We start from the raw sequence: 12039 nt of genomic DNA on the forward strand, positions 1-12039 counted from the left end.
CTGCGTTAAAATTCTTAATTTAGCTTTTCCTTGAAACCGACTATCCTGTTTTTCATCTAGCTCCGCATCGATTTCGTACCAACAGTACACGTGGGAAATACCTTCTTTGCCATGAACCAAAGGAGAAGCCGTAGTGCATCCACGGTGAGACCGTGTATTTACGGTAAAAAGTCGGACTCACCTCGGACTCATGTCGGACTCACCTCGGACGCACTCCGAATAGGATAGTACGAAGGTACGGATAGGGTATAGGTTGGTACGAATGCTCACTGATGATTTTTTAGTTACGTCTCTAGTTGGTTAACCAAATATAGGCAACCGATTTGAGAAAAGCAAATTTCATTGACAAACATTCTTTTATTACCGAACCTTAGACACGCAGCTCAGTACATTCCGCTTGGTGCGGTTGAAAAAGCGCTAACATCCTATAATACCCCGCCAATTTGATATAAAAGTGGGATGGTCTAATGGGATACCTTTGAGTGAATCAACGATTAAAAAATGATCAAATATTGTTTTACGATAATCAGCTGTCTTTTTTTTGCAGCTACCGGCAGTTTTTCACAGACGTTAGATCAAGGGTTAACGGATTCGATACCGCGGCGTATCATTTTAAATGTAACGGAGGATTTAGCTACTTCGGTCGCAATTAACTGGCAAACGGCGTGCGATGTAAAGGAAAGCTTTGCGGAGATTGCGATCGCCGATGCAGACCCCCGGTTCGTCGAGAAAGCGATCCGGAAGAAGGCCGAAACCGAGGGGGTAAGTTTAGGAGATACCGTTTCGGCCAACTACCATTCACTGGTCTTCGATAACTTGATCCCCAACACGAAATATGCCTACCGTGTAGGCCAGGGGAACCATTGGAGTGAATGGTTTCATTTTGTTACGGCCAGCGATCAACCAACTGACTCCTTCCAATTTATCTATTTCGGAGACGTACAGGTCAATATCCGCTCACTATGGTCGCGGGTTATACGGGAGGCCTTTGCTAAAGCGCCAAACGCCCGATTGCAGTTATATGCAGGCGATATTATCAACCGGGCCAACCGGGATGAGGAATGGGCCGACTGGTTTGCGGCAGGCGGTTTCATTCACAGCATGATTCCTGGACTTCCTTCGCCCGGCAATCACGATCACTTTAACCTGCCGAACGGTGACAGGGCAGCATCGGTCTTTTGGCGACCCCAGTTTAACCTGCCGCTAAACGGTCCGAAAGGATTGGAAGAAACTTGTTATTTTGTCGATGTGCAAGGGGTAAGGTTCATTTCTCTTAATTCGGACCAGGCCGAAGAATCCGATCAGTATCTGGAAGCTCAGCGTGTCTGGTTGGAACGTGTACTAGCGGATAACCCCAATACCTGGACAGTTATTACCTTTCATCATCCGATTTATTCACCCAAAGGAACGCGGGATAATCAGCGGATGCGGGAGACTTTTAAACCGCTTTTTGATCGATACGGGGTTGACCTGGTGTTGCAGGGACACGATCATACTTATGCACGGGGCATGAGCAAAATTCCGATGGATGGTAGGGGGAAAACCTCCGGGACGATGTATGTGGTCTCGGTAAGCGGCCCGAAGATGACCGGCAGCCATGTAGAGAAAAAATCTTGGATGGACCGGTCGGCGATCTATACCCAATTGTTTCAAATTGTCGATGTATCGCCTCAAAAACTTTCGTTTAAGGCGTATCTGGCAACAGGCGAGCTCTACGATGCATTCGATTTGATCAAGCAGGAAGGAACAATAAACAAGTTAGTTGACCGGGTACCTGATCAAGTGCCGGAACGCCAGTAAATAATACCTATCACAATGAAAAGAATCGTAAGTATTTTAGTTTGTGTCGTGTTGATGGGCGTGATAGGTGCCGTTGCGAAAGCCGCGGTGCCAAGGCCCAAGATCGTCGTGTGTTTGGTGGTGGATCAAATGCGATGGGACTACCTGTATCGCTTCCACGACCGCTATCGTGACGGTGGGTTTAAACGACTGTTGGGCGATGGTTTCAGTTGCGATCAAACCCTGATCAGCTACGCGCCTACCATAACTGGATGTGGGCATGCATCCATATTTACCGGTGCTACGCCAGCCGTCCATGGCATCGTCGGTAACGATTGGCCAGATTTTGAAAAAGGCTATTCCGTCAATTGCGTTGGCGATGAAAACGTGTCCTCCGTAGGCTCGGAATCAAAATATGGCAAGGCCTCTCCTCGTAATCTATTGACGACCACGGTCGGCGATGAACTGAAGATCGCCACCAATTTCCGAAGTAAAGTTGTCGGTATCTCCATCAAAGACCGGGCAGCGATCCTGCCGGCAGGCCATACCGCTGATGCGGCATTCTGGTTTGACAAGACCAATAATTGTTTTGTTACCAGTACCTATTACATGAATGAGTTACCCGGGTGGGTACAGTCCTTTAACAGCCGGGGGCTTCCGAAAGAATACCTGAGTCAGGGTTGGCATACGTTATACCCGATTGATTCATACACGCAAAGTACACCGGATGACATGCCGTATGAATCCAGGTTTGCGAACGAAAAGCGCCCGGTATTTCCGCATAACCTGGTTGACACGGTAACGGGTTTTGATGTAGGTATCAGTAATACGCCGTTCGGAAACAGTCTACTGCTTGCATTTGCCAAGGAAACCATTGATGCGTATCAACTCGGCGGAGGAGAGGACACCGATTTGTTGACCGTTAGTCTATCGTCTCCCGATGCCATCGGTCACCGATTCGGTCCCAATTCGATTGAAATAGAAGATAATTACCTTCGTCTGGATCGGGATCTGGAAGACTTTTTTACCCACCTGGACCTAACATTCGGAAAGGGCAACTACCTGTTTTTTATAACCGCCGATCACGGTGCATCGCAATCGCCGGGATACCTGGCCGCGAATAAACTCCCCTTTGGTTTTCTCAATGAGAAATACCTGCTCGATTCCATTCAAACCGTAATCCGATCGGAATACGGGCTCGATTCGGCGATACTTGCGAATGCGAATCAGCAGCTTTACCTAAACGACAAAGCGATTTCCAAGTTAACGGTTTCCAAGGAGGAAATCGCCGACCGCATTGCCGTGTTATTGATGGAAAGTCCGGGCATTACCGAAGCGTTTGTAACGAGCAAACTCGGCAGCGCCACCTTGGCGGAGCCGATAAAAACCATGATGATCAATGGCTATCATACCAAGCGGGGTGGAGATATCGTATACAGCGTGCGGTCCGGCTGGAAATGGGGTTCGATATCCGGCGCATCCCATAGCCATTGGAATGCGTACGACGCACATATTCCGTTGATTTGGATGGGGTGGGGGGTACAGCCCGGCAAGACGAACCGGCTTGTTTACAATACAGACATTGCTTCTACGCTCGCTGCGTTGCTCCATATCCAGATGCCCAGCGGGAATGTCGGCAGCGTAATTTATGAGCTGACGGACCAAAATAAACAAGAATAGAAGGGCGTCAATCGTATAGGCATCAGTTATGAACGAAGAAAATCGATACGAAGCTTTTAGGAACAATTGCCGGAGATGTCCTTCGGAATACCACCATACTCGAAAAATTTAAAATCATCTACCTATGCACCTTCGGGGGCATCCTTGTAATGCTGGGCCTCATATGGGGTTTGAACTTTCCCATTAACAAACATATGTGGTCCAGCTCCTTTATTTTATTGACGGGCGGCATGGCTTTTCTGATACTGGCTTCGTTTTATGGGATTATTGATATACTTCGTTACCGGAGGTGGTGCTTCTTCTTTGAGGTCATTGGCACCAACTCGATCGTCGTATATATGGCCTATCATCTCATCGATTTCAATTATACCTCCAAGTTGTTGTTTGAAGGGATATATATGAATTTTAATGAGAAATGGCATCCTGTTTTAACGCATTAGGGTCTTTAGCGCTGGTTTGGCTACTACTCTATTTTCTATATCGGAACCGGATTTTCGTAAAAGTATAGACCAAAAATCCCCTTGATTTGTGACATCGGAATTAGAAGATAACTTCTGAAAAGAATCCGGCAACATCGTATAAAAACCACCGGGTTATTAGCGGGATTTTTGTGTACCGATTTACAACATCTTAACTATGATGACTTTTAAAAAAGCGACCCATGCGCGAAGCGGAGTCCTGCCGGGTGCCAGACTTTCGTTTGCCTGTATTTTCCTGTTGATTTTCTTGACCGCCAATGCTACTAAGCGAAGTGTTCATGAGCGCCCAACGTACGGAGAGGTTCCGGTACAGGAATATCGGGTGAGAGGTAGCGTACACAACGCTAAATCCGAACCGTTGGAAGGTGTTTCGATCAAAGTAAAAGACAGTAATGCCTCCACGAGCAGTAATAGCAACGGAGAATTCGAACTGAACGTTTCCGCACGACCTGCCACATTGATCATATCTTACGTGGGATACGAGGTGCACGAGGTACTATACACAGGGCAGGACTTCCTGGCGATCGTGTTGACGGAAGCGAACCAGAACCTGGATGAGGTTGTAGTTACGGCTCTAGGCATTAAGAAAGAAGCAAAGTCATTGGCCTATGCAGTGACTAAGGTAGCGGGAGATGAGTTTGAAAAGAACAGAAATGTAAACTTTGCCAACTCATTAAGTGGTCGGGTGGCCGGTGTTAACGTAGTGAGCACCGGGAATGGCCCTGGGGGCTCAAGTCGGGTAACGATCCGGGGGAATACCTCCATTTCCGGCGATAATCAGCCGTTGTATATTATCAATGGCATGCCCATGGATAATTCGCAGTTTGGTAGTACGAATACCGTGTCTCCGGATTGGGGTGACAATATGTCGAGTATTAATGCGGACGATATCGAAGAGATATCGGTACTGAAAGGAGCAACCGCCGCCGCGTTATATGGCTCCCGGGCAAAGAACGGGGCGATCATCATTGTGACCAAGTCCGGGAAAGACCAACAAGGGATCGGAATCAGTGTGAACTCCAATACGACCTTTGAAGTGCCCTTTTTTTTATGGGAAATCCAGGATGAGTATGGTCAGGGTTACGGCGGTTTCCGTCCGGCAAGCATGCAAGATGCGGCCAACCACGGCCAAAATCACTGGGGTGAAAAATACGATGGGAAAATGACCATACAACTGGATGGCGTGGAAAGACCCTATTCCTTTGTGAAAGACAGGGTGCTTGAAGACTTCTATCAGGTGGGGAGCACCACAAACAATAATGTTTCTTTCAGTAAGGGACATGAAAACGGTTCTTTTCGGCTCTCGTACACGAATTTAAGGAACAATGCAATTGTCGATAATTCAGGACTTCAACGGAACAACCTCAGTTTGGGGTTGCAACAAAATCTGACGAAAAAGGTCTCCATCGGTGCCAATATCGACTATGTTAAAGAAAAAGCGAACAACCGCCTGATTACGTCGGGTGGACGTGCGAGTATGACGAGTACCATCCTTTGGGTAAATAGCAATATGCCTACCGAAGCGCTATCACCGGGGTTTGATGAACACTTTCAGGAAAAAGCGCTGGGAACCGACCTGAATGCAACAAATCCCTATTTTGTGTTGAACCGGATGAAGAATAACTCCGATAAGGATCGGTACTTAACGACCGCCAACATACGCTGGGAAATATGGGATTGGCTGTATGTGCAGGGTCGGGTTGGGCAGGATTACTATGGCGTGACCAATACAAATCTTATTCCCGATGGAACGGGTTTTCTTAAAAACGGGGAAATACAGCAACGAAATATCTCGTTTTGGGAACGCAACTTCGAAGGAATTATCGGGATCGATAAGAAATGGAGTGATTATTCGCTGACCGTGAACGCCGGTGGGAACCTCATGTCGCAGAAAAGAAGTACCACGGATGTGGATGCATTTGGCTTCGTTGTCCCGCAGTTGCACGTGATCAATAATACGTCCGATCGTCAGACAATCACGGGCCTCTATCGAAAGAAGATCAATTCGCTGTTTGCTACCACCGAATTCGGGTACAGAGATTTTCTTTACCTGAATCTTACCGGGAGAAACGACTGGTTTTCAACCTTGAATCCGAAATCGAACAACTATTTTTATCCATCGGCAGGCGTCAGCTTTGTATTCTCCGAGGCGCTGAGAATGCCTTCTCAACTAAATTTTGGTAAATTAAGGGTGGCTTATGCCTCCGTGGGCGGAGACACCGATCCGTACCTACTGAACCTGACCTATGGACTGCAGTCATACTCCTACGACGGCAAATCACTGGGAAAAATCAATCAGGAGAATGTGCCCAATGAAAACCTGCGGCCGCTGAGTGTGGCGGAGTTTGAAGTGGGATTGGACGTGAAAATGTTCAATAGCCGACTGGGCTTGGATGTGGCATGGTACCACAAACGGACAACAAACGATATTGCCATCGAGACGATCTCTTCGACAAGTGGATATCAGGGGATGTCGGTGAATGTCGGCGAAATAGAAAATAAAGGTTGGGAGCTTTTACTTACGGGCAAACCGCTGAACAAAGGAAATCTCAGATGGGATGTCGCAGCAAATTTTGCGTATAATAAAAGCAAGGTGTTGAAAATATCCAATGCTTCAAAGGAGTTGGTGCTGGAATCGGTAACCCGGGGCTGGATTAAGCATATTGAAGGAATGGAATATTCGCAGATTGTGGGGAGATCGGTACTGAAGGACGAAGATGGTAAAGATATCATTGATGCGACGGGGCTGCCTATTGTACCCGTGGATGTCGTGCCTTTTGGTTCGGGTATCCATAAATATACCGTGGGGCTTACCAATACGTTCAGTTATAAATCGTTTGCGCTTTCTTTCCTGATCGATTCAAAGTTTGATGCTAAAATATATTCCGGACTGAATTACGATCTCGATCACCGGGGAATGTCTTGGGGATCGCTTTTGGGAAGGGCCGATGGCGCTACGTTGGATGGCGTTACCGAGGATGGTCAGGTGAATACGGTGCATGTATCTGCCGATCGGGTAAACAACCGGGCGATTGTTGTCAGGCGAAGAGATGCGTTGGATGATTACTTGTACGATGCAAGTTTCATCAAGCTACGCAATTTTGCGTTGACCTACAACCTGCCCCAACGCCTCTGTGATAAAATCGGATACCTCAAGGGGGCAAGCCTTTCGTTTGTCGGTAACAACGCACTCATCCTCCTGAAGCATACGCCGGGTATGGACCCCGAAACGAATTTCAGTGCAGGAAACGCACAGGGTTATGCAAATTCCGCACTGCCCCCAACCCGCAGTTTTGGTTTCAATTTAGCTGTTAAGTTTTAAATTAAGTGATCATGAGAACATATAAAGCAGGTATCGCGACCTTATTTTTTATCACTTTATTGGCAGCCTGTGATAAAGGATTTGAAAAGTTGAATCAGGATCCGAATGCAGTAACGAGCGACCGGTTTGATCCCGCTTACCTATTAGCATCGGCACAACTTCAGACGGCGAAGTATGAAGGCGAAGTGACCGGCAGTCTCTATTATGGTGAAGGCTTTGTTCAGCATTTTGCCTCGTTGAGTAATGTGGGGATATTTAATTTCCATGGGGATAAATATGTGTTTCACAAAGGCAATAATGAGGCCCTGTGGTTTGCGTCGTATGAAATCGTCAAGTTACTACAGGATATCATACAGCATACGCAGGAGGTAGCTGAATATAATAACCTTTTGCAAATGAGCAGAATATGGAGGGCAGTTGTTTTCCATCGCCTCACGGACATGTATGGGGATGTTCCCTACTCGGAAGCGGGGCTCGCTCTTTACCAGCATATTTATAAACCCAAATACGACTCTCAAAAAGCAATATATGAAGACATGCTGGTTGAACTGGATGATGCCGCGGCTAAACTGAATCCAGACATGCCGCTGTATCCCTCAGCAGATATCGTGTATAACGGCGATATCCAAAAATGGAAAAAGCTCAGTTACGCAATGATGCTGCGGTTAGGGATGCGGCTGTCGAAAGTGGAACCGGAAAACGCCAAGACCTGGGTACAGAAGGCTTTTGATGGCGGTGTGTTTGAATCAAACGACGACAACTTGTTTATCAAGGGTACAGACCCCGATGGCACCATCGAAGCACTCAGCAACGCCGATAGCTGGATATTGAGCGTATCTTCCCGCGAAGCGGGAAAAATCAGCAAAACCTTCTTCGATTTTCTGAAAAGCCATGACGACCCGAGACTGAAACACACGGTAGCGGTCTACACAAATCCAACAGACGTAAGAACAAAGAATACAGATCCCGCTATTCAGAAGGGGCTTCCAAATGGATTGGATCGGAACACGCTGATGGCTGATCCAAGCTACGACCCGAATGCGCCCGGGCAGGAGCATCAATATTCTGGCATTAATAGGGATGTATATGGAAAGCTGGATGGTCCACGGATGTTTATCACGCATGGGGAAGTCGCATTATTGCTGGCAGAGGCGTCCGCCAGAGGTTGGATAACCGGAAATCCAGCGCAATATTATGAGACTGGTGTACGATCTGCCATGAAAAACCTCAGCATATATGATCCGTCGGCATTTATTTCTGACACCGAAATCAATGCGTATCTAGCACAAAATCCGTTTGTAGGAACGCAGGACCTACAAGCTGCGTTGGAGCAGATCAATACCCAATACTGGGCAGCAACATTTCTGAATGGATACGAAGCGTTTGCGAATGTAAGAAGGTCGGGTTATCCAAAATTAATTCCGGTGAATTATCCCGACAATGAAACAGGTGGATTATTTCCAAGAAGGCTGAGGTATCCGGAAAATGAAGCGGTACTGAACACCGATCATTATAAGGAGGCAGTTGCCAGACAGGGCGCAGACAATTACATCACACGGCTTTGGTGGGATAAGGAAGACTGATGGAAGGTAAACTTATTAACGATACCTGTTCGAGACGGGCTTTCATAAAAGGTTCATTCACTTTGGGCATGACGGGGCTGATCGGCGTGAATACCGATTTGTTGCCGATACCCCGTACCGTTGAACCCGTGCTGATTCCGGTGATGCTTACACCCTTCCATAAGGACCTCTCCGTAGATACGTATTGCTTGGAAAAGTTAATCGAATTTTACAAGCAATCAGGTGCAGGAGGATTCTTTGCAAATTGCCTGAGCAGTGAGATGTATCAATTGAACCGGAATGAACAATTGAATATCGCCGCGATAACCGCGAAACGTGCGGGAAATGATATTCCGGTGGTTGCTACAGGTTCTTTCGGTGAAAAATTGGAAGATAGAATCGAATGTACAAAGCAAATGGCCGAAACCGGGGTAGATGCCGTCGTGTTGATTACCAGCCACTTTGCGGAGAAAGAACAAGATGCCCGGATTTTTCTTGACCACGTGCTCGCCCTGGTGGATCGGACACCGGGCATTCCATTGGGTACTTACGAATGTCCAACTCCGTACAAGCGGCTTCTTTCCACGTGGGCGTTCCGGACGCTTAATGAAACCCGGCGGTTCACTTACCACAAAGATACATCGGAAGATATCGAGCAGCTTACTCAAAAAATTGAGATAAGCAGGGGCGGCTCATACAACGTATTTAATGCACATTCGGGAACGGCAGTATCGTTTATTCAAAGGGGCGGAAGCGGCTTGTCCCCGATAGCAGGCAATTTTTTTCCCGAGATATTTTCCTGGATATGTGAGCATGCCAATAAGCCTGACCAGTCTGCGCAGCTCGAATACATGCAACAGGAATTGATACGTGCGGAGAAAATCGTATCCTTAAAGTACCCGTTGAGCGCAAAGTACTTTCTTCGAAAACGCGGGCTGCCTATCCAGCTAAATAGTAGGGTGCCACGGGAGGAACTGACTAAAACCGAAGTAGCAGCTTTGGATGGGTTGTATGGTGAATTCGAAGTGTGGTGCAACGATCTGGGGATATCCCCTGCAAGATTGATATAAAAGTAATCGAGACATGTCGAACGTTAATTTGAATTGGTTTGGTCTGATGATGGTGTTGTGTGTTTTTGCCAATTGTGGAAATCAGCAAGCTGGCGATGTAGAACAACGGTTTCCAAAGGAGATGGTGGCGTTTGCTCCTTATTCAGATCGTTCATTGTTTTCCGGGACGGATTCTTCCACGTGGGATAAGCATATCCGGGAACGCGGATTTATCCTATACGATGATGGACTATACAAAATATGGTATACGGGTTATAATCCTGATCGTTCTGCGCTTAAATTCCTGGGGTATGCCACCTCCGATGATGGAATACGCTGGGAGCGCTATTCAGAAAACCCCATATATAGTGAAAGATGGACAGAGGATGTGTTTGTGCTGAAGGATCAGGGCCTATATTACCTATTTGCTGAAGGAAAGGACGATGTTGCCCATTTACTTACCTCAACAGATGGAATTCAATGGGAATCGCGAGGAGATTTAACAATCCAATCAGTAGCGGGAGACACCATACCTGCTCCTTATGGAACACCCACGGTGTTTATCAAGGATGGTACATGGCACTTGTTTTATGAACGGGTAGATGCTGCTATTTGGGTAGCTACTTCGGTCGATAAACTGCACTGGCGTAACATCCAAGACGAACCGGTATTGATACCGGGACCGGAGGATTACGACAAAGGAGCAGTTGCCGCGAATCAAATCATTGAATTTGACGGAAAGTATTACCTGTATTACCACGCCACGTCAAATCCGGATTGGAATAAGGGAGGAAGCCCCGTCCATTGGAATTCCAATGTAGCCATGTCCGAAGATCTAATAAAGTGGAAAAAATATCCAAATAACCCACTGGTCGAAAACAACGAGTCCAGCCCGGTTACGGTGTGGGATGGGCGGCGGCCCAAGTTGTATACGATGCACAAAAATATGCATCTTTATCTTCCTAAATAAACTTAATGTATGATGAATCGAGTGAGCAACCGTTTGGAATCATTGGATATCCTTCGAGGATTTGACTTGTTCTGTTTGGTCTTTTTTCAACCTGTACTAGCTTCGTTGGCAAGGGAATTAGATAATGACACGCTGAATACACTGATGGTGCAGTTCAGGCATGTGCATTGGGAAGGGTTCGTTTTCTGGGATCTGATTATGCCGTTATTTATGTTTATGGCAGGGGTTTCTATGCCGTTCGCGTTTCGTAAATACCTTAAGGACGATAGCAGGAAGAGCCTTTATAAACGAATCTTCAAACGTGTCTTGCTCCTGTGGATTTTCGGAATGATCTGCCAGGGGAACTTATTGGCATTGGATTTCAGTCGAATCTTTTTTTATTCGAATACGTTGCAAGCGATTGCGATGGGGTATCTCATTTCGGCGATCTTACTGATCCATTTGGATATCCGCGGACAACTTATTGTTACCGCGGTGTTGCTGCTCGGTTATTGGGGAATCCTGACATTCGTGGGAGTTGATGGCTATGGAAAAGGAGATTTTACACCCGATAGAAATTTTGCGGAATATATAGACAGGATCATTTTAGGACGGTTCAGAGATGGGGTCAACGTTACCGAAGGAGGATTGGATTTTGGGAATTACCGGTATACTTGGCTATTAAGTAGCCTTAATTTTGGAGTCACCGTGATGACCGGAGTTTTTGCGGGCCATATTCTAGGAAGCAGTAAAATCACAAAAGTTAACAAAGCCGTATGGCTGTTGAGTTTTGGGATTTTACAAATTGCAGTTGGATTGTTGTGGGGAATGCAGATGCCCATTATTAAGAAAATATGGACGAGCTCCATGACATTGTACAGCAGTGGTATTTGTTTTATCTTGATGGCTTTATTTTACTATGTCGTCGACTATTGCGGTAAAGGAAAATACTTCGCCTGGCTCAAAATCTATGGGATGAATTCAATCCTGGCTTATATCCTGTTTTCAATTGTTGATTTTAGTTCCCTTATCCATTCGCTATTTTTTGGCCTTGAACAGTTTCTGGGAAATGGCTATCAACCATTTGTTAAACTATGTAGTGTCAGTCTAATCTTCGCTGTATTGTATTTTTTTGATAGAAACAGGGTGTACCTCAAAGTATGACTTGCAAATATCCTACAACAACAGGATAAAATGGAGTAAAGTTCCACTTCTTAAA

8 protein-coding genes are annotated in these 12039 nt (G+C 46.3%); 7 read left to right on the top strand and 1 reads right to left on the bottom strand.

The window, feature by feature from the left end; translation table 11 throughout:
• The first annotated feature begins 501 nt into the window (after positions 1–501).
• Both IEV98_RS09465 and pafA read left to right on the top strand, forming a co-directional pair.
• The gene (locus IEV98_RS09465) at positions 502–1800 is read left to right on the top strand and encodes a purple acid phosphatase family protein (RefSeq protein ID WP_188505601.1); all 1299 of its coding nucleotides are present in this window, start codon (positions 502–504) and stop codon (positions 1798–1800) included.
• A gap of 15 nt (positions 1801–1815) precedes the next feature.
• Positions 1816–3459 (top strand): alkaline phosphatase PafA, encoded by a 1644-nt coding sequence (gene pafA, locus IEV98_RS09470; protein ID WP_188505602.1) that lies wholly within the window; start codon positions 1816–1818, stop codon positions 3457–3459.
• A 215-nt stretch (positions 3460–3674) separates the two neighbouring features.
• Here pafA and IEV98_RS24585 read toward each other — a convergent pair whose 3' ends face one another.
• Positions 3675–3809, bottom strand: a complete 135-nt coding sequence (locus tag IEV98_RS24585; RefSeq protein ID WP_262892476.1) for a hypothetical protein — start codon at positions 3807–3809, stop codon at positions 3675–3677.
• Between the two features lie 286 nt (positions 3810–4095).
• Between IEV98_RS24585 and IEV98_RS09480 the strand changes: the two genes are divergently transcribed.
• Genes IEV98_RS09480 through IEV98_RS09500 form a run of 5 tightly spaced genes read left to right on the top strand, consistent with a single transcriptional unit; the run spans position 4096 to position 11984 of the window.
• Positions 4096–7260, top strand: a complete 3165-nt coding sequence (locus IEV98_RS09480; RefSeq protein WP_188505604.1) for a SusC/RagA family TonB-linked outer membrane protein — start codon at positions 4096–4098, stop codon at positions 7258–7260.
• 11 nt (positions 7261–7271) lie between these two features.
• On the top strand, positions 7272–8843 hold the full coding sequence (locus tag IEV98_RS09485; protein ID WP_188505605.1) for a SusD/RagB family nutrient-binding outer membrane lipoprotein: 1572 nt from the start codon (positions 7272–7274) through the stop codon (positions 8841–8843).
• Positions 8843–9892 carry a dihydrodipicolinate synthase family protein gene (locus IEV98_RS09490; protein WP_188505606.1) on the top strand — a complete coding sequence of 350 codons (1050 nt, stop codon included), beginning with the start codon at positions 8843–8845 and terminating at the stop codon, positions 9890–9892. The genes IEV98_RS09485 and IEV98_RS09490 overlap by 1 nt, the downstream gene beginning before the upstream one ends.
• 13 nt (positions 9893–9905) lie before the next feature.
• The gene (locus IEV98_RS09495) at positions 9906–10841 is read left to right on the top strand and encodes a glycosylase (protein ID WP_188505607.1); all 936 of its coding nucleotides are present in this window, start codon (positions 9906–9908) and stop codon (positions 10839–10841) included.
• Positions 10842–10850: 9 nt separating this feature from the next.
• Positions 10851–11984, top strand: a complete 1134-nt coding sequence (locus IEV98_RS09500; RefSeq protein WP_229738645.1) for an acyltransferase family protein — start codon at positions 10851–10853, stop codon at positions 11982–11984.
• Positions 11985–12039: the final 55 nt, after the last annotated feature.

It is taken from the genome of Parapedobacter pyrenivorans, assembly GCF_014636865.1.
Taxonomy (GTDB): domain Bacteria; phylum Bacteroidota; class Bacteroidia; order Sphingobacteriales; family Sphingobacteriaceae; genus Parapedobacter; species Parapedobacter pyrenivorans.

What these genes read in the sequence shown, in the direction of transcription:
- IEV98_RS09465 (WP_188505601.1), top strand. Translation starts at nt 502, where the DNA reads ATGATCAAATATTGTTTTACGATAATCAGCTGTCTTTTTTTTGCAGCT.
- pafA (WP_188505602.1), top strand. Translation starts at nt 1,816, where the DNA reads ATGAAAAGAATCGTAAGTATTTTAGTTTGTGTCGTGTTGATGGGCGTG.
- IEV98_RS24585 (WP_262892476.1), bottom strand. Translation starts at nt 3,809, where the DNA reads ATGATAGGCCATATATACGACGATCGAGTTGGTGCCAATGACCTCAAA.
- IEV98_RS09480 (WP_188505604.1), top strand. Translation starts at nt 4,096, where the DNA reads ATGATGACTTTTAAAAAAGCGACCCATGCGCGAAGCGGAGTCCTGCCG.
- IEV98_RS09485 (WP_188505605.1), top strand. Translation starts at nt 7,272, where the DNA reads ATGAGAACATATAAAGCAGGTATCGCGACCTTATTTTTTATCACTTTA.
- IEV98_RS09490 (WP_188505606.1), top strand. Translation starts at nt 8,843, where the DNA reads ATGGAAGGTAAACTTATTAACGATACCTGTTCGAGACGGGCTTTCATA.
- IEV98_RS09495 (WP_188505607.1), top strand. Translation starts at nt 9,906, where the DNA reads ATGTCGAACGTTAATTTGAATTGGTTTGGTCTGATGATGGTGTTGTGT.
- IEV98_RS09500 (WP_229738645.1), top strand. Translation starts at nt 10,851, where the DNA reads ATGATGAATCGAGTGAGCAACCGTTTGGAATCATTGGATATCCTTCGA.